The sequence below is a fragment of the Pseudonocardia sp. P1 genome (assembly GCF_000178675.2).
Taxonomy (GTDB): Bacteria; Actinomycetota; Actinomycetes; order Mycobacteriales; family Pseudonocardiaceae; genus Pseudonocardia.
Genome location: NZ_ADUJ02000001.1, coordinates 734,446 through 757,298, shown reverse-complemented (window position 1 = coordinate 757,298; position 22,853 = coordinate 734,446). Strand labels below are relative to the sequence as shown.

Sequence of the window (22,853 nt, the reverse complement as noted above, 5' to 3'; positions counted from 1 at the left end):
TCGCGCCCCGCCGGTCAGGAACGTGCGGCGGCGGGGTCCGCGAGGTCACGCTCGATCTGCTCCAGCGTGCGGCCCTTGGTCTCGGGCAGCAGCCGGGTCGCGTAGACGTAGCCCAGCGCCGTCGTCACCGCGAAGAACAGGAAGTTCCAGCCCGCGCCGAACGCCTCCAGCAGGCTCGGGAACAGCAGCGCGACGGTCATGTTGAACAGCCAGTTGAACGTCACGCAGAACGCGACGGCCCCGGCCCGGACCCGCAGCGGGAACAGCTCCGGCAGCAGGACCCACTGCACCGGTCCCCACGAGATCGAGAACGACGCGATGTAGACGACGATCCCGGCCAGGGTCAGCCCGAGCAGCAGCGGGCCCTGCTCCAGCCCGGACAGGTTCGTCACCGCCAGCACGATCATCGCGACGCACATGCCCAGCGCACCCCAGCGCAGCAGCGGGCGCCGCCCGGCCCGGTCGATCAGCCACATGCCGGGCAGCGTCATCAGCATGTTCACCGCACCGATGGCGACGTTGGCACCGATCGCCCCGGTCGCCCCGAACCCGACCTCGGTGAGCAGCGTCGGCGCGTAGTAGATGATCGTGTTGATCCCGACGAAGTTCTGGAAGAACACCAGCAGGAGCCCGATCACCATCAGGCGCCGCAGCCGCGGTGCGAACAGGCTGCGGATCGAGACCCGCTCGGTGTGCTCGCGCTCGACGCGCACGCTCTCCTTGATCTCGTCGAGCTCCGCGTCGGCGATCTCCGTGGTGCTGCGCAGCCGGCGCAGCAGCCGTCGCGCGTCGGCCTCGCCGCCGTCGGCCTTGTGCGCGACGAGCCACCGCGGGCTCTCCGGCTGGGTGTAGATGCCGATCGCCAGCACGACGGCCGGGATCACGCCGAGCCCGATCATCCAGCGCCAGTCCCGCGCCTCGGCGAACGCGTACGCGGTGACGTAGGCGAGGAAGATCCCGACGGTCACGAGCAGCTGCATCAGCGAGGTGAGACGTCCGCGGATGTGGGCGGGCGCGAGCTCGGAGAGGTACATCGGGACGACCACCGAGACGATGCCGACGCCGATCCCCATCACGAACCGGAACCCGACCAGCATCGCGACGGTGACCCCGAGCGCCGTGCCCAGGGTGCCGACCACGAAGACGATCCCGCCGGCGAGGATCAGCAGCCGCCTGCCGAGGGTGTCGGCCAGCCGGCCCGAGACCCCGGCGCCCAGCATCGCCCCGACCAGCAGGCCGGACACGACGAGGCCCTCCTGCAGCGACGTGAGCGGGACGTCGTCCGGGATGAAGAGGATCGCGCCGGAGATCACCCCGGTGTCGAAGCCCCACAGGATCCCGCCGAGCGCGCCGAAGAACCAGATCGCCCACTGCGACGGCCGTCGTGCCGCCTCCGCCCCCGAAGTCACCCGATGATCGTCCGTCGATGGGTTGCGGGTCGCAACCGGAACCGGGTGGACCTCGACTGGTCGTCCGGCTATATTTCTGGCCGTGCGGTCAGATTCCAGGGCGGACGGTCAGAAGACGTTCATCGAGCAGGCGCGACGGCGACAGATCATCGAGGCCGCGGTCACGACGGTGGCCGGCGACGGGTTCGGCAACGCCTCCCTGGCGGCGATCGCACGCACCGCGGGGATCTCGAAGGGGGTCATCTCCTACCACTTCTCCGGCAAGGAGGAGCTGATGGAGGAGTGCGTGACGGCGATCTACACCGGGATCGCCGAGCGGGTCGTCCCGCAGCTGGAGGGGCTGGCCCCGCTGGAGACGGTGCGCGCGCACGTGCTGGCCGTCGCCCGCGACGGCGTGGCGCACCGGGACGAGCTGGTGGCGGTGGGGGAGATCGTCACGCACCTGCGGCGCAAGGACGGCCGGTTGCGCTACGGCGTGACCACCAACGAGGACCTGTACCTCGGCCTGGAGTGGATGTACGGCCGGGCCGTCGAGGCCGGCGAGGTCCGCCGGTTCGACCACCGCGTGATGGCGGTGACGGTGCAGTCCGCACTGGACTCGATGTTCGCGTACTGGATCGCGCGGCCGGAGACGGATCTCGTCGCGTATTCCGAGGAGCTCGCCGACCTGCTGGTGGCGGCGATCCGACGACCTGAGGGGGAAGGGTCATGACGACGACGGGGGAGCGGGCCGGGCCCGCCGGCACGGAGGGGACGACCGGGGCCCGGGTCCGGGGCCGGGTTCGCACGGCCTGGCCGGACGCCGTCCGGGTGGGCCTGACCGCGCTGGTGGTCGCCCACCACTGCGCCATCACCTACTCGCACATCCCGGCCTGGACGTACTACGAGCCACCCACCGACGGCTCGGCGGTGCTGCTCGACGCGTTCGTCGCGGTGAACCAGGCCTGGTTCATGGGGGCGTTCTTCCTGATCTCCGGCTGGTTCGTGCCGGGATCGGTGGACCGGCACGGCGTGCGCGGGTTCGTCCGGGGGCGGCTGCTGCGGCTCGGGGTGCCGTTCCTGGCGTTCGTGTTGCTGCTCAAGCCGGTCTACTATCTCCCGGCCTGGAACGGCACCGGGAACGCGTTGCTGTGGGCGCTGACCACGCCGGACCCCGGCCCGCTCTGGTTCGTGCTGCTGCTCCTGGTGTTCTCGCTGGCCTACGCCCTGGTCCGGGGCGTGCGGGGACGCGCGGGGGCGGGCACGGATCCGGAGACCGGTGGCCGGGTGCCCGGGGTGCCCGCGGTCGTCGCCGCGGGCTTGGTGCTCGCGGCGGTGTCCTGGCTGTGGTGGATCGCGGTGCCGATCGGGACGTTCTGGACGGTCCTGCCGTCGGCGGGGTACCTGCCGCAGTACGCGCTGTGCTTCGCGATCGGGATCGCCGGTGGGCGGCGCGGCTGGTTCGACCGGCTGCGTCCGCGGACCGGGGTGGCCGCGGGCGGGATCGCGGTGGTTACCGGCCTGGCCTGGCTGGTCGCCGTCGCCACCGGCGGACCCGGGGCGAACGGGGGCGGGACGGCGATCTCGGCGGTGACGGCCGTGCTCAACGGGGTGTTCACCGTGACGGTGATCGTGGCGGTGCTGGTCGCGGCGCGGCGGTGGCTGGACCGGTCCGGGCCGGTCGCGCGGTTCCTGTCGGCCGACGCCTACGCGGTGTTCGTCCTGCACGCGCCGATCGTGGCCTGGCTGGGCGTGGCGCTGGCCGGTGTCGCGGCGCCGGCCGCGCCGAAGGCCCTCCTGCTGGTCGCGCTGTCCCTGCCGCTGTGCTGGGCGGCGGCGTGGGTGGTGCGCCGGCCCCGGGTGGTCCGCCGGTTCCTGTAGCGCCGGTTCCTGTAGCGGCGGCTCCCGTGGCGGTGGCGCCGGTGGGTCCCGGGATCGAGGGGTTTCCGGGATCGGCCGGCGCCGGGTCTCAGGAGCGGAACGCGAGCAGCACGCCCTTGCCGACGGGCACCGTGACCGTGTGCACCCCCGGCTCGGCGTCCAGCCGTTCGGCCAGTGGAGCGACCTCGGCGGCGTGCGAGAGCGCGTTGTCCACGGCGAGCAGCCCGCCCGGGTGCAGCACGCGCGTCGGGTGCGGCCACCACGACGCGTACTCGGTCCGCTCGGCGTCGAGGAACAGGAGATCGAGGCTCCCGTCCGGCCACCCGGCGAGCAGCCCGCCGCCGTCGCCGCGCAGGAAGGTGACCCGCCCGGTCAGGCCCGCCTCGTCGATCCGGTCCCGGGCACCGGCTTGCAGCCCGGTGTCGACGCTGGTCAGGTGCCCGCCGGTGCCGGCGAGTGCCTCCGCGAGGACGAGCGTGGAGGCACCCTGCGAGGTGCCGATCTCGACGGCCTCGCGGGCGCGGGTCAGGCGGACGAGGAAACCGAGCAGCGCCCCCGCGTCCGGTTCGAGGACGCGCCACCGCCGCAGCCGATCGGGCTCGGCGGCGTCGTGCGCCGCGGCGTCGGCCAGCAGCCTGTCGAGCACGCGGTGCACCTTCGGATCCACGGCCGCCAGTCTGTACCCGCCCGGCCACTCCTCGCCGTCCCTGTCGCTGCCGTCCCAGTCGCCGCCTCCCCTGTCGCCGCCGCCCGGCGGCGAGTCTCCGCGCGTCGCGTTCCGCGGAACGCGGAGGACACCCTCGGCGCTCACCGAATCCGGTTCCGCTCACGCGATCCGGTGAGCGCGGGCCGATCAGGTGAGCGTCGGCGGCCGACGTCGCGTTCCGCGGAACGCGATGCTGTCCGTCGCGGGACGTGCCGCTGCGTTCGGCGGAACACAGGTCGTCGCGTCGCGGGTGGCTGTCAGGCGGCGGTCCGGCGGGCCGCGGCCAGCCGGCGGCGCCCGCCCTCGGTACGCGCGTCGACCGTCCGCACGCCGAGTGCCTTGGCCAGGCCGGTCGGTGGCATGTCGCCGTAGATCGTCTCGAACTCCTTCACGACGAAGGTCTCGTGCCAGATCCCGACCGCCCCGGGGACTCGGCGGGCGCGGCGGTTGAACGCCGCCCAGGCCGGCCGGTGCAGGGCGGAGGTGTCGTTCGCGTAGGCGTAGAGCGACTCGTGGTCCCGCCAGTACTGGACGACCATCGGCCCACCGGCGCCGATCGTCAGGCGGTAGCCGAGAAGTCCCGATCCCGGGTCGGCCGAGAGCTCGGCGAGCATCTTCGGCATCGCGGTGAACGTCGGGAGCCAGGCGTCCGGGCGCCAGGGCTTGCTGAACCGCATGCCGATCAGGAAGACGACGATCTCGTCGTCGGTGGCCTCGTTCGTCGTCCGGGTGTACTGCGCCATCGTCCGGTCCCTTCGTGGTCGCCGTGGTCGCAGGCTACCGCCGATCGGATAGTGACGCTATCCGTAACAGGAGGGTGTTCCCGGGCGTGGTGACGACGAGCACCGGGGAAGGGTTCTCGGAGATCGCTGCCTGAGGCAGCGATTCCGCAGGAGGTGCCGGCTGGTCCGGAGTCCGGCTCGCCGGACAGCGGCCGGACAGCGGCCGGGCTGCGGCTGGGCGGCGGGCGTCCCGGCCGGGCCGGTCTACGTCGCCAGCCAGGCCCGCACCTCGTCGGAGTCCGCGCCGAGGGGCGGTGGCGAGCGCCGGTAGGACGGCGGGGTGCCCGACCAGGTGACCGGGTTGCGGAGGGTGGGCACCGCGGCGTCGTCGCCGGCGCGGACGACCGGCTCCAGGCCGAGCTCCTCGGCGAGCGCGACGCCGCCGTCGACCGAGTTGATCGGCCCGCAGGGCACGCCGACCTCGGTGATCGCGGTGTACCACTCCTGCGCGGAGCGGGTCGCGAGCCGGGCGCGCAGCCGCTGCTCGATCTCGGCGCGGTGGTCGATCCGGTCCGACATCGTGGCGAACCGCGGGTCCTCCGCCATCGCCGGGTCGCCGAGGACGGTGGCGAGCTTGCGGAACTGGCCGTCGTTCGCGGCTATGACGATCAGCTCGCCGTCCGCGGTCGGCATCGGCTGGTACGGGAAGACGCTCGGGTGCTCGTTGCCCATCCGGTGCGGCACGGCGCCGGCGGCGACGTAGGCCTCGGTCTGGTTGACCAGCGTCGACATCGCGACCGACAGCAGGTTCGTCTCCAGCAGCTGGCCCTCGCCGGTCAGCTCGCGGTGCCGCAGGGCGGCGCTGACCGCGAGGGCCGCGTGCAGGCCGGTGAGCACGTCGAACACGGCGGTGCCCGCGCGGTACGGCGGACCGTCGGCGGCGCCGGTCAGGCTCATCAGGCCCGAGACCGCCTGGACGAGCAGGTCGTAGCCCGGCAGGTGGGCGCCGCCCCGGGTGCCGAACCCGGAGATCGAGCAGTAGACGACCGACGGGTTCTCCCGGGCGACGGCGGCGTGGTCCAGCCCGAAGCGCGCCATCCCGCCCGGCTTCATGTTCTCCACCAGGACGTCGGCCCGGCGTGCCAGCCGCTGCGCCAGGTCCCGGTCGCCCGGGTCGGACAGGTCGAGCACGATCGACCGCTTGTTCCGGTTGATCGACAGGTAGTAGGTGGCGATGTCGCCGTGCTCGGGGTCGGTGACGACCGGTGGCTTCCAGGTGCGGGTGTCGTCGCCGCCCGGTCCCTCGACCTTGACCACCGTGGCGCCGAGGTCGGCCAGCATCATGGTCGCGTACGGCCCGGCCAGGACGCGGGAGAAGTCGGCGACGAGCACGCCGTCCAGCGGTCCTCCGGTGGGCTCGTCGCCGAGCGGGGGATGATCCACGTCCGGGCACGCTAGCCGTGTGCGCGCGGCGCCGACAACCGTGGCGGCATCTTGCCGGACACTGGCGTTCCTGCCGGTTCCCCGCGGGGCGCGATCCCGCCACGATCGTCGCCATGAACAGCGAGAACAGCACCGCGACCAGCGCCGTCGTCCAGGTACTCGTCCGGCTCGGCCGTGCCCTGCGCGACGTCGGCCGCGCCCACGAGGAGCTGTGGGCCCGGCTCGAGCGGATCGACCCGAACCCGTGGGAGGAGCTGCACTGGGAGCCGACCGCGGGCGGGTGGCGGCTCTACGGCAGTCACCTGCCGGGGGAGAGGTCCCCGTCGACGTAGACCCAGCGCCCGTCCTCCCGGACGAACCGGCTCCGCTCGTGGAGCGCACCGTCGGTCCGGTGCGCCCGGAACTCGACGGTCCCCTCGGTGTCGGACATCGACCCGCCGGACCGGTCGAGGATCTCCAGCCCGGTCCACACCGAGCCCGGTTCCAGGCGCAGCCGCCGGGGCCGGGTGGAGGAGTGCCACGACGCCGTCAGGTGCGCGGTGTCGCCGAGCACGAACGCGGTGTAGCGGCTGCGCATCAGTGCCTCGGCGGTGGGCGCGGGACGCCCGGCGAGCACCGGGCCGCAGCAGGCGTCGGTGGGGCGGCCGGTGCCGCAGGGGCAGTTCACGCGGCCCAGTATCGCGCCGCGGTCCCGTCGCCGTGTGAGGTGCCCGACCGGCCGCGGGGCGTCGGTTGACCGCCCGCACAGACGTGTGGTCGTCTCGTTCGCTGCCGCGACGCGATCACCGGGAGGTCAGGGGTGCAGGGGTTCTACGACGTGCTGCACTCCCGGCGGGACGTCCGCACCGGATTCCGCCCGGACCCGGTCGACGACGCCGTGCTCACCCGGGTGCTGGAGGCCGCGCACGCCGCCCCGAGCGTCGGGTTCTCCCAGCCCTGGGACTTCGTCCTGGTCCGCGACCCGGCGACCCGTGAGCGGGTGTACGCCCTCGTCGCCGAGCAGCGGGACCGGTACGCGGCCGAGCTGCCCGCGGCACGGGCGGAGGCGCTGCGGTCGATCCGGATCGAGGCGGTCCGGGAGACGCCGCTGAACGTCGTCGTCACCGCCGACCCGACCCGCGGCGGCCGGCACACCCTCGGCAGGCACGACCGGCCGGAGATGGGGCCGTACTCGGCCGCTCTCGCCGTGCAGAACCTGTGGCTGGCCGCGCGGGCGGAGGGCCTCGGCGTCGGCTGGGTCAGCTTCTTCGGCGACGACGGCATCGACGCGCTGCACGAGCTGCTCGGCCTCCCCGCGCACGTCGAGGTCGTCGCCTACCTGTGCGTCGGGCACGTCGACGGCTTCCCGGACCGCCCCGAGCTGGAGGGGCACGGCTGGGCCCGCCGCCGCCCGCTGGACTGGGCGGTGCACCAGGAGACCTGGGGTGCCCGGGCGCTGCCCGGCGCCGAGCCCACCACCCTCCTGGAGTCCACCGTGGACGTCGTGGGCCCGGTCGACGGGGAGGCCCGCGCCGCGGCACAGGACCGGCTGGACCGGATGACCAAGCCGCGCGGGGCGCTGGGCCGGGTCGAGGACGTCGCCGTCGCCCTCTCCGGGATCGCCGGAGCGTGCCCGCCGCCGGTGCCGTCGCCCGCCGCCGTCGCCGTGTTCGCGGCCGACCACGGGGTGCACGCGCAGGGCGTCACGCCGTGGCCGCAGGAGGTCACCGTGCAGATGGTGGCGAACTTCCTCGACGGCGGCGCCGTCGTCAACGCGTTCGCCCGCCAGCTCGGGGCGGAGGTGCAGGTCGTCGACATCGGGGTCGCCGCGGACCTGGAGCCGGTGCCCGGCCTGCTGCCCCGCAAGGTCGCGCACGGCACCGCCGACATGACCACCGGCCCCGCCATGACCCGGGAGCAGGCGCGCGCGGCCGTCGAGCACGGGATCGAGGTGGCCCGCGACCTCGTCGCCGCCGGGAACCGCTGCCTGCTCACCGGTGACATGGGCATCGCCAACACCACCGCCGCGGCCGCGCTGGTGTGCGCCTTCACCGGCGCCGATCCCGCGGAGGTGACGGGCCGGGGCACCGGGATCGACGACGAGACCCTGGTCCGCAAGACCGACGTCGTCCGCCGCGCCCTGGACCTGCACCGCCCCGATCCGGCGGACCCGCTCGGGGTGCTCGCCGCCGTCGGCGGGTTCGAGCACGCCGGGCTCGCCGGGTTCGTCCTCGGCGCCGCCGCGCTGCGCACCCCCGTGCTGCTCGACGGCGTCATCGCCGGGTCCGCCGCGCTGGTCGCCGCGGCGTTCGCGCCGGACGCGGCCGGGTACTGCCTCGCGGGGCACCGCTCCGCCGAGCCCGGCGGGGCGATCGCGCTGGACCGGCTGGGCCTGGCGCCGCTGCTGGAGCTCGACATGCGGCTGGGGGAGGGCACCGGAGCGCTGCTGTCACTGCCGGTCCTGCAGGGCGCGGCACGCGCCATGGCCGACGTCGCCACCTTCGACAGCGCCGGGGTCACGGACAAGACCGATGGATGACCACCCGGCCGTGACGGTCGTCGGGATCGGGGCGGACGGCTGGGCCGGTCTTCCGGAGCCCGCGCGGCAGGCGCTGCGCGAGGCCGACGTGCTGCTCGGCGGGCCGCGCCAGCTCGGCCTGCTGCCCGGCCCGGCCGACGACGGCGTGGCGGGGGAGCGGCGGGCCTGGCCGTCGCCGCTGGTCCCGGCCCTGCCCGGCATCCTCGACGAGCTCGACGGGCGCCGGGTCGCGGTGCTCGCGTCCGGGGACCCGATGTTCTTCGGGATCGGTGCGACCCTGGCCCGGGTCGCCGGGCCGGACCGGCTGCGGGTGCTGGCCCACCCGTCGTCGGTGGCGCTGGCGTGTGCCCGGCTGGGCTGGGGGTCGGAGCACGTGCGGGTGCTGTCGGTCGTCGGTCGCCCGCTCGACGCGCTGCGCCGCGCGCTCGCGCCGGGCGCCCGGCTGGTCGTGCTCTCGGCCGGCGCCGGATCGCCGTCGGAGATCGCCGGGTTGCTCACCGGCGCCGGCTGGGGCCGGTCGCGCCTGACGGTGCTGGAACGCCTCGGTGCCGGCGACGAGCGCGTCGTCGCGAGCACCGCCGCCGGCTGGCGCGGCGAGGCCGACCCGCTCAACGTCGTCGCCGTCGAGTGCGTCCCCGACGGCGGCCTCCGCCCGCCCGGCGAGACCCCCGGCCTGCCCGACGCCCTCTACGACCACGACGGCCAGCTCACCAAGCGCGAGGTGCGTGCCGTGACCCTGGCGCACCTCGCACCGCGGCCCGGTGAGCTGCTGTGGGACGTCGGTGCCGGGTCCGGGTCGATCGGGATCGAGTGGATGCGGGCCCACCCGTCCTGCCGGGCGGTCGCCGTCGAGTCCCGCCCCGAGCGGGCGGACCGGGTCGCCGCCAACGCCGCCGCGCTCGGCGTGCCGGGCCTGCGGGTGGTGACCGGCAGCGCCCCGGACGCGCTGGCGGGCCTCCCGGGACCGGACGTCGTGTTCGTCGGCGGCGGGCTGACCCGCGACGGCGTGCTCGACGCGTGCCTGGCCGCGTTGCGGCCGGGCGGACGGCTGGTCGCGAACGCCGTCACCACGGCGACCGAGGCGTTGCTCGCGGCGGCGCACGCCGAGCACGGCGGCGACCTGGTGCGGGTCCAGGTGGCCCGTGCCGAACCCGTCGGCGGCTTCCACGGCTGGCGGCCGGGGATGCCGGTGACGATCTGGACGTACGAGAAGGGGGACGCACCGTGACCGTGCACTTCATCGGGGCGGGGCCGGGCGCGGTCGACCTGCTGACGCTGCGGGCCCGTGACCTCATCGCGGCGTCGCCGGTCTGCCTGTACGCGGGCAGCCTGGTGCCGCCGGAGATGCTGGAGATCTGCCCGCCGGGCGCGCGGACCGTGGACACGGCGCTCATGACCCTCGACGAGATCCTCGACGAGATGGTCCGGGCGCACCGGCACGGGCTCGACGTCGCGCGGCTCGCGTCCGGCGACCCGTCGGTGTTCTCGGCGATGGCCGAGCAGATGCGCAGGCTCGAGGCCGAGGGCGTCCCGTACGACGTGTGCCCCGGCGTCCCCGCCTACGCGGCGGCGGCCGCCGCGCTGGGCCGGGAGCTGACCGTCCCGACCGTCGCGCAGACCGTCACCCTCACCCGGATCGCGGCCCGCGCCACGCCGATGCCCGACGCGGAGAACCTCGCCGGGCTCGGCCGGGCGGGCGGGACGGTCGTCCTGCACCTGGCGGTGCACCGGATCGACGAGGTCGTCGACGCGCTCGCCCCGGCGTACGGCGGCGACTGCCCGGCCGCCGTCGTCGCGCACGCGTCACGGGCGCACGAGATCGTGCTGCGGGGCACCCTCGACGGGATGCCCAAGGCCGTCCGGGAGGCCGGGATCGAGCGCACCGCCGTGATCATCGTGGGTGACGCGCTCGCGGCCCGGCACTTCCCGGACTCGCACCTCTACTCGAACGCCCGCTGCCGGGATCAGTAGTCCTCGTGCCAGGCCCGGCCGTCGCGCTCGATCAGTGCGGTCGCCGACGCCGGTCCGGCGCTGCCCGCCGCATAGGGCCGCGGCTGCTGGCCGGTGCTCTCCCAGGTGCGCAGGATGGGCTCGGCCCAGGTCCAGGCGGCCTCGATCTCGTCGCGCCGCATGAACAGCGTCGGGTTGCCGCGGAGCACGTCCATCAGGAGCCGCTCGTAGGCGTCGGGCAGCCGGTCGCCGAAGGTGCGGGCGAACGACAGGTCCAGCGGCGCCGGGATCGGGCGGATCCCGCCGGGGCCGGGCTCCTTGGCGGTCATGTGCAGGCGGACGCCCTCGTCGGGCTGCAGCCGCAGCACCAGGCGGTTCGCCGGGATCTCCCCGCCGAACGCGGGGAAGATCGAGTGCGGGACCGGCTTGAACTGCACGACGATCTCCGACGCGTGCGTGGCCAGCCGCTTGCCGGTGCGCAGGTAGAACGGCACCCCCGCCCAGCGCCAGTTGCCGACCTCGGCGCGCAGCGCGACGAAGGTCTCGGTGGTCGACCGCTCCCGCTCGCGCGGGGTGCCGGCGCGGGACTCGGCGAGCTCCGTCGGGTAGCCCGGCACGGCCTGCCCCTCGACCAGGCCCTCGACGTACTGCCCGCGGACGGTGTCGCGGACGACGTCCGGCCCGTCGAGGGGCTTCAGCGACTGCAGGACCTTCAGCTTCTCGTCGCGGACGCCCTCGCCGTCGATCCGGGCGGGCGGCTCCATCGCGACCAGGCAGAGCAGCTGCAGCAGATGGTTCTGGACCATGTCCCGCAGCGCGCCGGAACCGTCGTAGTAGTCGGCGCGGTTCCCGACGCCGATCGACTCCGACACGGTGATCTGCACGTGGTCGATCTGGCCGGCGTTCCACATCGGCTCGAACAGGGAGTTGCCGAAGCGCAGGACCAGCAGGTTCTGGACGGTCTCCTTACCGAGGTAGTGGTCGATCCGGTAGATCTGCTCCTCCGCGAAGACCGACCCGACCTCGTCGTTGATCGCCTTGGCGGAGGCGAGGTCGTGCCCGAGCGGCTTCTCCAGCACGACGCGGGTGCGGTCGTCGACGATGCCCGCCTGCGCGCTCCCGACGCAGATCCGGCCGAACAGCTGCGGCGCGGACGCCAGGTAGAGCACCCGGATGCGGTCGTCGGCCGGGCCGACGAGGTCGGTGAGGTGGGACCAGTCGTCGTCGGCGACGTCGAGGGTCACGTGGTGCAGCCGCTGGAGGAACCGGTCGTGCAGGGCGTCGTCGGAGCAGGCGTCCGGCCCGGCCCAGCGGGGCGCGGTGCGGCGCAGCTCGGAGTCGACCTTGTCGCGGTAGTCGGCGTCGTCGAGGCCGGAGCGGGACACCGCGACGATCCGGGTGTCGCCCGCGAGCTGGCCGTCGCGGTCGCGCAGGTAGAGGGCCGGCAGCAGCTTGCGCATGGCGAGGTCGCCGGTGCCGCCGAAGACGAGGACGTCGGCGGGGTCCATGACGGGCAGGGGGTGCGGCACGAGCCGTCTCCTCGGTCGAACGAGTTCTGAGTGCCTTCGGCCCGTGGGCGACGGGCCGATTCAGTACTGTACCGACTCTGATCGGTCTCTCGAAAGCCGAAGTGGTCCCGGCGTGCCCGATGGCCCGGTATCCGGGCCGGAGCGCGGGGGTCCCGGGATCAGGAGAGGCGGCCCGCGCCCTCGCTCGGCGTCCCGGGGAACACCACCGGCGCCGTCCAGCCGCGCTCGGCGTAGGCCCGCTCCACCGAGCCGGTGACGGCCGCGGCCGCCTCCGCCGGGACGAGCGCGATCACGCACCCGCCGAACCCACCGCCGGTCATCCGCGCGCCGGCCGCGCCACCGGCCCTGGCCGCCTCCACGGCGACGTCGACGTGCGGGACGGTGATCTCGAAGTCGTCGCGCATCGAGGTGTGCGAGGCGTCGAGCAGCGGGCCGATCTCCCGCGGGTCGGCGCCGGAGCCGAGGAGCTCCACCACCGCGCGGACCCGGTCGTTCTCGGTGACGACGTGCCGCGCCCGGCGGCGGACCCGGTCGTCGGTCAGCCGCTCGACGGCGTCGGCGGTCGCGTCGCGCAGCGCACCCACGCCCAGTGCGGCGGCGGCCTCCTCGCAGTCCGCGCGCCGCTGCCCGTACTCGCCGCCGGCGTGCGCGTGCGGGGCCCGGGTGTCGATCACCAGCAGCTCCAGCCCGTGCGGGCCGAGCTCGAACGGCACCAGCTCGACCGTGTCGTCGCGGGTGTCGAGGAAGACCAGCCGGCCGGCCCGGCCGTGCATCGACGCCATCTGGTCCATCCCACCGGTGGGGGCACCGACGAACTCGTTCTCCGCGCGCCGGGCGATGCGGGCCAGCTCGGTCGGACCGATCTCCACCCCGGCGAGCCCGGCCAGCGCGACCCCGACCGCGCACTCCACCGCCGCCGACGACGACAGCCCGGCCCCGACCGGGACGTCCGAGTCCAGCTCGATCTCCAGGTCGGCGACCGGGTGGCCGGCCTCGCGGAACGCCCAGCAGGTCCCGGCGACGTAGGCGGCCCAGCCCTCGACGTCGCCGGGCGCCACGGTCGACGCGTCGAACTCGACGGCGCCGGACGGCTCCTGCGCCGACCGGACCCGGCTACGCCCGCCCGCCGGGCCGGCCGCGACGACCGCCCGGTGCGGCAGGGCGAAGGGCAGGACGAAGCCGTCGTTGTAGTCGGTGTGCTCGCCGATCAGGTTGACGCGGCCCGGCGCGAACCAGACCCCGGACGGGGCGGTGCCCCGGTCGGCGGCGAAGGCGTCGGCGGCGGTCATGCGGTGCTCCCGGTGCCGGCGACGGCCCGGAGGCTCGCGTCGAGGTCCGCCCGGCCGTCCCGCCGTGTCTTCTCCGACGTGCAACTCACGCGGGAACCGTAGCGGACCCCCTGACGCGTGCCGGTGGCCGCGGAGGCACGATCGGACCGTGCCCGATCACGCGACCGCATCCGGCCCCGGCAGCGCGACCCTGCCGGAAGTGCTGCTCAACCCGGTCCCCGGCGCCCTCGGGGGGCGGCTCCGCCGGTTCGGGACGGTGCGCGGCGGTGCGGCCCGCTTCGACCCGGCCGTCTCGCCGTTCGGCGGGCTGCCGCTGGACCCGTCCGGCGCAGACTGGGCGGACCTCGCCGCACTGTGCGGGCCGGGGCAGGAGGTCGTCGTCGTCCGGGCCGGGGACGGCCCGCCGGCGCTCCCCGCGGGCTGGGCGCTGTCGGTGGCGTTCCCGGGGGTCCAGATGGACGGCGCCGCCGTCCCCGGCGAGCCGGACGGCGAGGCGGTCGAGCTCGGCCCGGGTGACCGCGCCGAGATGGCGGCGCTGACCGCCCGCACCCGGCCCGGACCGTGGCTGGCGCGCACCGCCGAGCTGGGCACCTACCTCGGGATCCGCGACGGCGGGCGGCTGGTCGCGATGGCCGGTGAGCGGATGCGTCTCGGCCCCGCCGGTCCCGGCGGCGCGACCGAGATCAGCGCGGTGTGCACCGACCCGGAGCACCGCGGGCGCGGGCTGGCCCGGCGCCTGGTGGACGCGGTCGCGGCCGGGATCGTCGCCCGCGGCGAGCGGCCGGTACTGCACGCCTCGGCGTCCAACGAGGGGGCGATCCGGCTCTACCGCGCGATGGGCTTCGAGGTGGCGCGCCCGATGCGGTTCGACCTGGTGCGCACGCCGCCCGCGCTCTGAGGGCGCGGGCTCAGGCCGAGAGGGTCGCGTCGACCGAACCGGCCGAGAGCACGTCGTCGAGCACGAGGATGGCGCAGCCCGTGACGCCGCTGCGCCCGGCGAGCAGCCCGGGCTCGATCCGCAGGTTCTGCGTCGCCGTCGCCATCGACCGGCGGTAGATCGCCTCGCGGACGCCGGCGACCAGCGGGTCGAACGCGCCCACCAGGTCGCCGCCGATCGCGACGAGCGCCGGGTTGACCAGGTTGACCGCCGCGGCCAGCACCTCGCCGAGCCGGCGCCCGGCGATCCGGACCAGCCGCACGGCGTCCGGGTCGCCCCGCTTCACCAGCTCGACGACGTCGGCGATCGAGGTGACCTCGCCCTCGGGCCGCCCGTCGGACAGGTCCCGCACGAGCGCCCGGCCGGAGGCGAGCACCTCCAGGCAGTCGACGTTGCCGCAGCCGCAGCCGATCCCCGGCCCGTCCTGGACCGGGGTGTGCCCGATCTCGCCCGCGGCACCCCACGCACCGCGCTGCAGGAACCCGCCGGACACCAGCCCGGCCCCGACCCCGGACCCGATCTTGACCATCAGCAGGTCGTCGACGTCGGGGTGCGCGTCGTGCTCGGCCAGGGCCATGGCGTTCACGTCGTTGTCCACCCGCACCGGTGCCGGGAAGCGCTCGGTGAGCAGCGGTGCGAGCGGCACGTGCTCCCAGCCGGGCAGCGACGGCACGCCCACCGACCAGCCCCGTACCCGGTCCACCGCGCCCGGGATCGACAGCCCGATGCCGCGGATGCCGGTGTCCTCGACACCCGCGTCGAGCAGCAGCTTCTCCATCACCGTCACCGCGTCGCCGAGCAGCCTCTCGGGCCCGACGGCGGCCGGCTGGTCGATCACGCCCTCGGCCAGGATGGTGCCGGCCAGGTCGCACACGGCGGCCTTGGAGCGGCTGACGCCGACGGACAGCGCGAGCACCGTGCCGCCCGCGGCGTTGAACTCCAGGCGCGCGGCCGGGCGGCCGCCGGTGGCGGCGGCGCCGACGACCTCGGTCACGAGGCCGTCGGAGAGCAGCCGGTCCACGCGTGCGGCCACGGCGGTCCGGGACAGGCCGGTCTCGCGACCGATCTCGGTCCGGGTGGCCGCCACGCCGTCCCGGACCAGCCGGAAGATCTCGCCCGCGGTCGCGGGCGCGCTGGTCGGGGTGCGTCCTCGCATTCGTCCAGTGAACCACAGGGCTTTGAGCTGGCAAGACGCTGATCCGGTCACACTATTGTCTTGTGAGTACGTAAGTGGATCGCTAGAGTTCTTAAGCGTGGCGCCCGTGGTGCCGCACACGTTCGGCCCGCCATCCGCCCACCACAGGAGATCGACGCGCCGTGACCCCTCCCTCCGAGAACCGCACCCCGGAGACCCACCCCGTCCTCGACGAGGTCACCCGGCGGGTGACCGCCCGTTCCGCCACCACCCGGGCCGCCTATCTGGAGCGCATCCGCTCGGCCGCCGGGCCCGCCGCCGGCCCCACCCGCGAGGGCCTGGGCTGCGCGAACCTCGCCCACGGCGCCGCCGCCTGCGGCCCGGACAAGCTGACGCTCACCGCGACGCCCGCCCGCAACCTCGCGATCGTCACCGCCTACAACGACATGCTCTCGGCGCACCAGCCGTTCGAGACCTACCCGGCCCTGATCAAGGAGGCCGCCCGCGACGCCGGCGGCGTCGCCCAGGTCGCCGGCGGTGTGCCGGCGATGTGCGACGGCATCACCCAGGGCCGCGCCGGCATGGAGCTGTCGCTGTTCTCCCGCGACGTGATCGCGATGTCCACCGCGGTCGCGCTCTCGCACGACATGTTCGACGCCGCGGTGCTGCTCGGCGTCTGCGACAAGATCGTCCCCGGGCTCGTGATGGGGGCGCTGTCGTTCGGCCACCTCCCGGTGCTGCTCGCCCCGGCCGGCCCGATGCCCTCGGGCCTGCCGAACAAGGAGAAGGCCCGCGTGCGGCAGGCGTTCGCCGCGGGCGAGATCGACCGCGCCGAGCTGCTCGAGGCCGAGTCGCAGAGCTACCACGGGCCCGGGACCTGCACGTTCTTCGGCACCGCGAACTCCAACCAGCTGCTCATGGAGATCATGGGCCTGCACCTGCCGGGCTCGACGTTCGTCAACCCGGGCACCCCGCTGCGCGACGCGCTGACCGCCGAGACCGCCCGCCGGGCACTCGCGGCGGCCGGGGACCGGTCCCTCGCCATGGGCGAGATCGTCGACGAGAAGGCCGTCGTCAACGGGATCGTGGCGCTGCTGGCGACCGGCGGCTCGACCAACCACACGATGCACCTGGTCGCGATGGCCGCCGCCGCGGGCGTGCAGATCACCTGGGACGACTTCTCCGACCTCTCGTCGGTGGTGCCGCTCCTCGCCCGGATCTACCCGAACGGCGAGGCCGACGTGAACCACTTCCGGGCCGCGGGCGGCGTCCAGCTGCTGGTCCGTGAGCTCGTCCGGGCCGGGCTGCTGCACGACGACGTCGCCACCGTCGACGGGCCGGGCCTGTCCCGCTACACCCGCGAGCCGTTCCTCGCCGACGGCGGGCTGGTCTGGCGCGAGGGTCCGGAGGAGAGCCCGGACAAGTCCGTCCTGCGGGGCGTCGCGGACCCCTTCGCCCCGGACGGCGGCCTGCGCGTGCTGCACGGCGACCTCGGCCGGTCGGTGGTCAAGACCTCCGCCGTGGAGCCGGACCACCGCGTCGTCGAGGCGCCCGCCGTCGTCGTCGAGGACCAGGACGAGCTGCTGGCCGCCTACCACGCGGGTGAGCTCGACGGGCGGGACTTCGTCGCCGTCGTCCGCTACCAGGGGCCGCGGTCCAACGGGATGCCCGAGCTGCACAAGCTCACCCCGGCGCTCGGGGTGCTGCAGGACCGCGGGCAGCGGGTCGCCGTCGTGACGGACGGCCGGATGTCCGGTGCGTCGGGCAAGGTCCCCGCGGCGCTGCACGTCACCCCCGAGGCCGCCCGCGGCGGGCCGCTGCAGAAGGTGCGCGACGGCGACCCGATCCGGCTCGACACCCTGGTCGGCACCCTGTCGCTGCTGGTCGACGCCGACGAGTTCGACGCCCGCGAGCCCGCGCGGCGCGACGAGCCGTCCGGGCCGACGTTCGGGATCGGCCGGGAGCTGTTCGCCGCGTTCCGGGCCGTCGTCGGGCCGGCCGACGAGGGTGCGACCGTCGCCCTGTAGGAACCGACCACACCGTGAGGAACACACCGTGAGCGAGAAGCTGCTGGAGCTGGCCCCCGTCGTCCCCGTCGTCGTGCTCGACGACGCCGGCGCCGCCGTCCCGCTGGCCCGCGCGCTGGTCGACGGCGGGCTGCCCGTCATCGAGGTCACCCTGCGGACCCCGGCCGCCACCGAGGCCGTCCGGCGGATCGCGGCCGAGGTGCCCGGCGCGGTCGTCGGGACCGGGACCGTCCGCACCCCGGCCGACGTCACCGCGTCGGTCGCGGCGGGTGCCCGGTTCCTGGTCAGCCCGGGGGCGACCCCGCGGCTGCTGGACGCGATGGAGGACTCCGGGCTGGACCTGCTGCCTGGGACGTCGTCGATCTCGGAGATGCTCGCGGTCGCCGAGCGCGGGCACACCGCGATGAAGTTCTTCCCGGCCGAGGCGGCGGGCGGGCGCCCGTTCCTGAAGTCGGTCGCCGGCCCGCTGCCGGACCTGCGGTTCTGCCCGACCGGCGGGATCACCCCCGCGTCGGCGCCGGACTACCTGGCGCTGCCGAACGTGTCCTGCGTGGGCGGGTCCTGGCTGACCCCGGCCGACCTGGTCGCGGCGGGGGACTTCGGCCGGATCCGGGACCTGGCCGCCGAGGCGGCGGCGCTGGGAGGCGGACGGTAGGGTCTCCACCGGTGTGCCGGGAAGTCTGGTCGGCGAGCGACGACCCCTGCCCACCGACCTCCGGAGCGTTGTGAGCACCACCCCGAAGTCCCTCTTCTCCCGCGGTTCCTGGCCCGAGGCGAAGCGCATCGCCGACGTCCTGCGCACCGAGACCGTCGGCGGGGCGCTCCTCGTCGGCGCCGCCGTGCTGGCCCTGCTGTTCGCGAACTCACCGTGGCGCGAGGCGTACTTCGATCTCGCGGGCACCACGGTCGGTCCGGCCGCGCTGCACCTGGACCTGTCGCTCGCCACCTGGGCGGCGGACGGACTCCTCGCGATCTTCTTCTTCGTCGTCGGGCTGGAGCTCAAGCGTGAGTTCCTCGCCGGTGACCTGCGGGACCCGAAGCGCGCGCTGCTGCCGGTCGCGGCGGCGGTCGGCGGGATGGTCGCCCCGGCGCTGATCTACGTCGCGATCAACGCCGGCGACCCCGATGGCCTCGCCGGCTGGGCGATCCCGACCGCCACCGACATCGCGTTCGCCGTGGCGGTGCTCGCGGTGATCGGCTCCAGTCTGCCGTCGGCGCTGCGGATGTTCCTGCTGACCCTCGCCGTCGTCGACGACCTGCTGGCCATCACGATCATCGCGGTCTTCTACACCGACGAGCTCTCCTTCGGCCCGCTGCTGCTCGCCCTCGTGCCGCTCGCCCTGTTCACCCTGGCCGTGCAGCGCGGGATCCGGGCCTGGTGGGTGCTGCTGCCGCTCGCGGCGGTGACCTGGGTGCTCGTCCACGAGTCGGGGGTGCACGCCACCGTCGCCGGGGTGCTGCTCGGCTTCGCGGTGCCGGTCCTGCAGCGGCGGGGACAGCAGCCCGACCCGGACCATCACTCGCTGTCCGAGCAGTTCGAGCACACCTGGCGCCCGATCTCGGCCGGGTTCGCCGTCCCGGTCTTCGCCTTCTTCGCCGCCGGGGTGTCCGTGGTCGACGCCGGTGGTCTCGGTGCGGCGCTGGCCGACCCGATCGCCCTGGGCATCGTCGCCGGGCTCGTGCTGGGCAAGACCGTGGGCGTGCTCGGCTCGACCTGGCTGGTGCAGCGCTTCACCCGGGCCCGGCTCTCGGACGACCTGAGCTGGTGGGACCTGCTCGGGCTCGCCCAGCTCGCCGGGATCGGCTTCACGGTCTCGCTGCTGGTCGGCGAGCTCGCGTTCGGCACCGGCACCCCGCAGGACGACCACGTGAAGATCGGCGTCCTGACCGGGTCGCTGCTCGCGGCGCTGCTCGCGACCGTCGTGCTCCGTCTCCGCAATCGGCACTACCGGCGGATCGCCGAGGCCGACACCCGCGACGACGACCACGACGGCATCCCGGACGCCTACCAGGACGGCCCGGCGGACGGCACCCGGCGCGACGACGGCTGAGCCCCCGCCGGGCGGGCGTCTCAGCCCGGAACGGCCGACTCGCCCCAGATGTCCTCCAGGTAGCGGCCCTCGGCGCGGAGCGCGGCGAGCCAGGCGTCGCCCTCGTCGGCGGTGCCCTCGCTCCGGTCCCGGTACAGCGTGACCAGGGCCTCGCGCACCGCCGGGGCCATCGTGTTCGCGTTCCCGCACACGTAGACCACCGCGTCCTGTTCCAGCACCTTCCACACGGTCTCCGCCTCCGCGGCCAGCACGTGCTGGACGTAGCGGTGCGGGTGGCCGGGCATCCGGGAGTAGGCGGGCAGCAGCCGTGCGACGCCCGCGTCGGTGAACGCCCGCAGCTCACCGGCGTAGAGCAGGTCGTGCAGCGGGTCCCGGCAGCCGAGCACGAGGAGGGACTCGGCGACCGGCACCCCGCGCTCGTACAGCGCCATCCGCTCCTCGCAGAACCCGCGGAACGGGGCCATCCCGGTCCCCGCCCCGATCATGATCATCGGCCGGTGCGGGTTCTCCGGCGGCCGGAACGGGATCGACGGCTCCCGGACCAGGACGAACACCGTCCCGCCGGGCTCGCTGTCCCGCAGGTGCGTCGAGCAGACGCCGTGGTGGACGCCGTCGCCGGACCGCGCGGGCGCCTCCAGCACCCCGACCGTCACGGACGGGTTCGGGCTCGCCTCCGGCGCCGAGGAGATCGAGTAGTAGCGCGGCCGCAGCGGCGGCAGCACGTCCAGGAACTCGGCGAACGGCAGGGTGCTCGCCGGGTACCCCTCCAGCACGTCCAGGAGTGACCGGCGGGGGAGCGCGATCTGCTCGCGGTAGCGGGCCCGGGAGGCGTCGTCGGTGCCGGTGAGGCCCTCCAGCGCGTCGCGGTCCGGCCCGGCGGGCAGGTGCGCGGCGACCGCGGCGAGGCCTGCCCGGCTCGCCGGGTCCTGCAGCTCGACGCAGCCGGCGAGGACCGCCAGCACCGGGTACGGCTCCCCGGTGGGCAGGTGGGTGGGTGCGGCACCGGTGGCGGTGACGGTCACGTACGTCGCCGGGTCGAGCCCGAACCGGGCCAGCACCCGCCGGACGAGCGCGGCGTCGTTGCGGGGCAGGACGCCCAGGTGGTCACCGGTGCCGTAGGTCGTCCCGGCCGGCAGCTCGATCTCCAGGTGGCGCACCGACCGGTCCGCCTCGCCGGAGGTGAGCTCCCGGTTGGCCCGCACGGTGGCGGGCACGCTGCGGTAGGAGCGCACGACCGGCGCGGAGGCCCGCAGGTTCTCGTAGTCCAGCCGCAGCCGCGGGCCTGTGGTGCCGGCGGCACCGGCCTGCCCCCGCAGGTCGAGCGCGGCTGCGAGGTCGTCCCACAGCCCGGCGGTCCAGGCCGCGTACTGGCCGTCGAAGTCGCCGCGGGCGTCCCCCTCGCCGCGCGGGTGCACGCGGGTGCCGCCGAGTGCCGCCAGCCGGTCGTCGATCAGCGTCGGCACGGCCTGGTAGGTCGACGCCCAGTCCCGGTTCCCGCAGCCGAACACGGTGAAGCGGACGCCCGCGGCGGCGCCGTCCGGGGTGCCGGTGTCGCGCAGCCACGCGCAGAACGCGGCCGCGTTGTCGGGCGGCGTCCCGTTGTACGACGCCGACACGATCACCACGGCACCGGTCGTGGGCAGTGCGCGGGTCGCGGAGTCCAGCGGGGCGGTGCGCGCCGCGTAGCCACGGTCGGCGCCGTCGCGGACGAGCCGGCCCGCGAGGTCCTCGGCGGTGCCGAGGTTGGAGCCGAACAGCACCAGCAGCGGGGTGCCGTGCCGGTCGCCGCCGGCCTGCGGGGCGGTCGCGGGGGCGGCGGCGCGGACGGGGGGCGGCGGTGCGGTCGCGCCGGGCGTCCGGCCGGACCGCGGGCGCAGGGTGACGGTCAGGCCCTCCGGCTTGAGGGTCAGCGCCTCCCGGATCCGCAGCGTGTAACCGGCGTGGTCGATCATCTCGAAACGCTGCAGCAGCATGCCGAGCACCAGCACGGCCTCCTGCATCGCGAACTGCCTGCCGATGCAGGCGCGCTGGCCGGACCCGAACGGCTTGAACGCGTTCGGCGGCAGCGCGTCGCGCCGCTCGGGCGCGAAGTGGTCCGGGTCGAACTCCTCGGCGTCGGGTCCCCACACCTCCGGCAGGCGGTGCAGCATCGGGGTGAGCGCGACGATCCCGGTGCCGCGGGCCATCGGGTACCCGCCGACGGTGTCGTCGGCGAGTGGCTGGCGGGTGAAGGCGGGCGCGGTCGGCCACAGCCGCAGCGTCTCGTCCAGGATCTGGGTGACGTAGGTGAGCCTGCCGAGCTGCTCCGCCGTCGGCATCACCTCCGGGTCCGTGCCCAGCACCCGGTCGACCTCCTCCTGGGCGCGGGCGACCACCTCCGGGTTCTTGATCAGGTAGGAGATCGTGAAGGACAGCAGGCCGCTGGTCGTCTCGTGCCCGGCGACCAGGAAGGTGATGCACTGGGACACGATGTTGTCGTCGGGCAGCGAGCGGCCCTGCTTGTCGGTGCCGGTCAGCATCCGGCCGAGCAGGTCGTCGCCCGGGTCGCCGCTGCTGCGGCGCTCGTCGAGGATCGCGCCGACGGTGTCGGTCATCAGCCGCAGGTTCCGGGTGAACCGCCGCTCGGCGCCGCGGCGCAGCCGGACGAGCGCCGGGGGGATCCGCGACCGGGTCTGGCTCTCGGCGAGCACGCCCAGCATCGCGTCGACGAACGGGTGGTTGGTCTCCCGGTAGAACGAGTTGAACCGGTAGCCGAACCCGCAGAGCGCGATCGTGTCCAGGGTGAGCCGGGTGGTGTCGGCGGTGACGTCGACCGGCTCGCCGGGGTTGGTCCGTTCCCACTTGAGCATCAGCTGCTGGGCGATGTCGATCATCTGCGGGAGGTAGCCGCGCATCGAGCGGGTGCCGAACGACGGCAGCAGGATGTCGTGCGCGCTGCGCCACAGCGGGTCGCCGGTGTCCGCGGTGAACAGTCCGGCGCTGGGGAAGCGGCTGCGCAGCACCAGCTGGCCGCCGCCGACGAGCTTGGTGAAGCGGCTGTCGTCGCAGATGTCGTCGATCATGTCGAGCCCGGAGACGACGTAGCGGTCCCCGGCCGGGGAGTGCAGCCGCAGGATCGGCCCGTAGCGGCGGGTGAGCCGCATCAGCGACTGGATCGTCCGCCCGGACGGGACGCTCAGCGCGTTCCCGATCAGCGGGAGCGGCCGCGGGCCCGGGATCTCGGAGGTCACTGCGGGACGGGACGGTGCGGCCATGACGGCTCCTCGGTCGGTCCGGG

Annotated in this window: 19 protein-coding genes; 10 read left to right on the top strand and 9 right to left on the bottom strand. The window is 74.8% G+C overall.

What is annotated here, in order from left to right:
* Window positions 1–14: 14 nt before the first annotated feature.
* The gene (locus PP1_RS03000; RefSeq protein ID WP_010230205.1) at window positions 15–1,409 is read right to left on the bottom strand and encodes a sugar porter family MFS transporter; all 1,395 of its coding nucleotides are present in this window, start codon (window positions 1,407–1,409) and stop codon (window positions 15–17) included.
* Between the two features lie 82 nt (window positions 1,410–1,491).
* On the opposite strand from PP1_RS03000, the gene PP1_RS02995 reads away from it, so the two are divergent.
* Complete coding sequence (locus tag PP1_RS02995; RefSeq protein WP_010230202.1) at window positions 1,492–2,121, top strand: TetR/AcrR family transcriptional regulator; 630 nt, start codon at window positions 1,492–1,494, stop codon at window positions 2,119–2,121.
* A complete protein-coding gene (locus tag PP1_RS02990) occupies window positions 2,118–3,269 on the top strand; it encodes an acyltransferase family protein (protein WP_010230199.1) in 1,152 nt (383 codons plus the stop codon). The genes PP1_RS02995 and PP1_RS02990 overlap by 4 nt, the downstream gene beginning before the upstream one ends.
* Window positions 3,270–3,357: 88 nt before the next feature.
* On the opposite strand, the gene PP1_RS02985 is transcribed toward PP1_RS02990, so the two are convergent.
* The 3 genes from PP1_RS02985 to PP1_RS02975 form a co-directional block, all read right to left on the bottom strand.
* Window positions 3,358–3,936, bottom strand: coding sequence for an O-methyltransferase (locus PP1_RS02985; protein WP_212592102.1), 579 nt, complete (start codon window positions 3,934–3,936; stop codon window positions 3,358–3,360).
* Window positions 3,937–4,232: 296 nt separating this feature from the next.
* A complete protein-coding gene (locus PP1_RS02980; RefSeq protein WP_010230193.1) occupies window positions 4,233–4,718 on the bottom strand; it encodes a DUF4188 domain-containing protein in 486 nt (161 codons plus the stop codon).
* A gap of 243 nt (window positions 4,719–4,961) precedes the next feature.
* Window positions 4,962–6,140 (bottom strand): CaiB/BaiF CoA transferase family protein, encoded by a 1,179-nt coding sequence (locus PP1_RS02975; RefSeq protein ID WP_010230190.1) that lies wholly within the window; start codon window positions 6,138–6,140, stop codon window positions 4,962–4,964.
* A 113-nt stretch (window positions 6,141–6,253) separates the two neighbouring features.
* Here PP1_RS02975 and PP1_RS02970 point away from each other — a divergent pair, with 113 nt between their 5' ends.
* Window positions 6,254–6,472, top strand: coding sequence for a hypothetical protein (locus PP1_RS02970; protein ID WP_010230187.1), 219 nt, complete (start codon window positions 6,254–6,256; stop codon window positions 6,470–6,472).
* Here the strand turns inward: PP1_RS02970 and PP1_RS02965 are convergent.
* On the bottom strand, window positions 6,439–6,816 hold the full coding sequence (locus PP1_RS02965; protein ID WP_369821702.1) for a YchJ family protein: 378 nt from the start codon (window positions 6,814–6,816) through the stop codon (window positions 6,439–6,441). The genes PP1_RS02970 and PP1_RS02965 overlap by 34 nt on opposite strands.
* Window positions 6,817–6,939: 123 nt before the next feature.
* Between PP1_RS02965 and cobT the strand changes: the two genes are divergently transcribed.
* From cobT to cobM, 3 genes are read left to right on the top strand one after another with little or no spacing between them, the layout of a single operon-like run.
* Entirely contained in the window at window positions 6,940–8,658 is a 1,719-nt protein-coding gene (cobT, locus tag PP1_RS02960) for a nicotinate-nucleotide--dimethylbenzimidazole phosphoribosyltransferase (RefSeq protein ID WP_202968924.1), read from the top strand.
* On the top strand, window positions 8,651–9,886 hold the full coding sequence (cbiE, locus tag PP1_RS02955) for a precorrin-6y C5,15-methyltransferase (decarboxylating) subunit CbiE (RefSeq protein ID WP_075314193.1): 1,236 nt from the start codon (window positions 8,651–8,653) through the stop codon (window positions 9,884–9,886). Before cobT ends, cbiE begins: the two co-directional genes overlap by 8 nt.
* Entirely contained in the window at window positions 9,883–10,629 is a 747-nt protein-coding gene (gene cobM, locus PP1_RS02950) for a precorrin-4 C(11)-methyltransferase (RefSeq protein ID WP_010227843.1), read from the top strand. The genes cbiE and cobM overlap by 4 nt, the downstream gene beginning before the upstream one ends.
* On the opposite strand, the gene zwf is transcribed toward cobM, so the two are convergent.
* Together zwf and galK are read right to left on the bottom strand one after the other, a co-directional pair.
* Window positions 10,623–12,137: a glucose-6-phosphate dehydrogenase gene (gene zwf, locus PP1_RS02945; protein ID WP_010227841.1), complete on the bottom strand. Its 1,515-nt coding sequence runs from the start codon at window positions 12,135–12,137 to the stop codon at window positions 10,623–10,625. The two genes, cobM and zwf, sit on opposite strands and share 7 nt — an antisense overlap.
* Window positions 12,138–12,295: 158 nt before the next feature.
* The gene (gene galK / locus PP1_RS02940; RefSeq protein ID WP_010227839.1) at window positions 12,296–13,426 is read right to left on the bottom strand and encodes a galactokinase; all 1,131 of its coding nucleotides are present in this window, start codon (window positions 13,424–13,426) and stop codon (window positions 12,296–12,298) included.
* 148 nt (window positions 13,427–13,574) lie between these two features.
* Between galK and PP1_RS02935 the strand changes: the two genes are divergently transcribed.
* Window positions 13,575–14,324 (top strand): GNAT family N-acetyltransferase, encoded by a 750-nt coding sequence (locus tag PP1_RS02935; protein WP_075314194.1) that lies wholly within the window; start codon window positions 13,575–13,577, stop codon window positions 14,322–14,324.
* A gap of 10 nt (window positions 14,325–14,334) precedes the next feature.
* On the opposite strand, the gene PP1_RS02930 is transcribed toward PP1_RS02935, so the two are convergent.
* Window positions 14,335–15,519: an ROK family transcriptional regulator gene (locus tag PP1_RS02930; RefSeq protein WP_010230371.1), complete on the bottom strand. Its 1,185-nt coding sequence runs from the start codon at window positions 15,517–15,519 to the stop codon at window positions 14,335–14,337.
* Window positions 15,520–15,680: 161 nt separating this feature from the next.
* On the opposite strand from PP1_RS02930, the gene edd reads away from it, so the two are divergent.
* The 3 genes from edd to nhaA all read left to right on the top strand — a co-directional run bounded on the left by edd (window position 15,681) and on the right by nhaA (window position 19,576).
* On the top strand, window positions 15,681–17,525 hold the full coding sequence (gene edd, locus PP1_RS02925; protein ID WP_010230373.1) for a phosphogluconate dehydratase: 1,845 nt from the start codon (window positions 15,681–15,683) through the stop codon (window positions 17,523–17,525).
* Window positions 17,526–17,553: 28 nt separating this feature from the next.
* The gene (gene eda / locus PP1_RS02920) at window positions 17,554–18,180 is read left to right on the top strand and encodes a bifunctional 4-hydroxy-2-oxoglutarate aldolase/2-dehydro-3-deoxy-phosphogluconate aldolase (protein WP_060576148.1); all 627 of its coding nucleotides are present in this window, start codon (window positions 17,554–17,556) and stop codon (window positions 18,178–18,180) included.
* Window positions 18,181–18,250: 70 nt separating this feature from the next.
* Window positions 18,251–19,576, top strand: a complete 1,326-nt coding sequence (gene nhaA, locus PP1_RS02915; protein ID WP_010230379.1) for a Na+/H+ antiporter NhaA — start codon at window positions 18,251–18,253, stop codon at window positions 19,574–19,576.
* A gap of 20 nt (window positions 19,577–19,596) precedes the next feature.
* Here nhaA and PP1_RS02910 read toward each other — a convergent pair whose 3' ends face one another.
* On the bottom strand, window positions 19,597–22,830 hold the full coding sequence (locus PP1_RS02910; RefSeq protein ID WP_075314195.1) for a bifunctional cytochrome P450/NADPH--P450 reductase: 3,234 nt from the start codon (window positions 22,828–22,830) through the stop codon (window positions 19,597–19,599).
* Window positions 22,831–22,853: the final 23 nt, after the last annotated feature.

Coding starts and splice junctions, on each gene's coding strand:
- galK (WP_010227839.1), bottom strand. CDS start 13,426: ATGACCGCCGCCGACGCCTTCGCCGCCGACCGGGGCACCGCCCCGTCC.
- cbiE (WP_075314193.1), top strand. CDS start 8,651: ATGGATGACCACCCGGCCGTGACGGTCGTCGGGATCGGGGCGGACGGC.
- PP1_RS02980 (WP_010230193.1), bottom strand. CDS start 4,718: ATGGCGCAGTACACCCGGACGACGAACGAGGCCACCGACGACGAGATC.
- PP1_RS02910 (WP_075314195.1), bottom strand. CDS start 22,830: ATGGCCGCACCGTCCCGTCCCGCAGTGACCTCCGAGATCCCGGGCCCG.
- PP1_RS02990 (WP_010230199.1), top strand. CDS start 2,118: ATGACGACGACGGGGGAGCGGGCCGGGCCCGCCGGCACGGAGGGGACG.
- PP1_RS02930 (WP_010230371.1), bottom strand. CDS start 15,519: ATGCGAGGACGCACCCCGACCAGCGCGCCCGCGACCGCGGGCGAGATC.
- PP1_RS02970 (WP_010230187.1), top strand. CDS start 6,254: ATGAACAGCGAGAACAGCACCGCGACCAGCGCCGTCGTCCAGGTACTC.